Origin of the sequence: Chryseobacterium sp. T20, from assembly GCF_047345655.1 — a bacterium.
Taxonomy (GTDB): domain Bacteria; phylum Bacteroidota; class Bacteroidia; order Flavobacteriales; family Weeksellaceae; genus Chryseobacterium.
This window is the reverse complement of record NZ_JBLFDU010000028.1, coordinates 1-470: the sequence shown is the minus strand read 5'-3', so window position 1 is coordinate 470 and position 470 is coordinate 1. Positions and strand designations below refer to the sequence as shown.

Genomic DNA, 470 nt, shown 5'->3' with positions numbered 1-470 from the left:
CAATTAAGTAAAAAATAACAATAAAATATTACCATCATGAAAAAACAAATCGTAATCACAGCCTTAACTTTTGGAGCTATCATATTTGGAACTAGTAATGTTCAAGCTCAAAATACTACAGCAACCACAACTGTAAACATTACTCTGAACGATGTAATCTCTATTGACGCAGGAAGTACTGCCATTGGTAATACAGTAGATTTTAATTATGTTACTGCAGCAGACTACAACTCTGATCAGACCATCACCAAAGCCAACTCTTTGAAAGTTACTTCCACAAAGAACTTTAATGTTAAAGTAAAAGCAGGAGGTGCTAGTTTCATGAATGGAACGAACTTAATCCCAGTCAATGTTTTGACAATTAAAGCAGCAACAGCTGCCGGAACAATGGGCGGGACAAAAAATACTGTAGTTTTATCTGCAACGGATCAGAATTTAGTTACCAATGCTCCTCTTGGAAGTGCCTTAAC

General features: G+C 36.0%; 1 protein-coding gene. It reads left to right on the top strand.

Annotation, left to right across the window (positions count from 1 at the left end; all coding sequences use genetic code 11):
- Positions 1–36: 36 nt before the first annotated feature.
- Positions 37–470: peptidoglycan-binding protein LysM (locus ACMA47_RS25150; RefSeq protein ID WP_413931998.1), on the top strand; the 434-nt coding region annotated here is incomplete at its 3' end.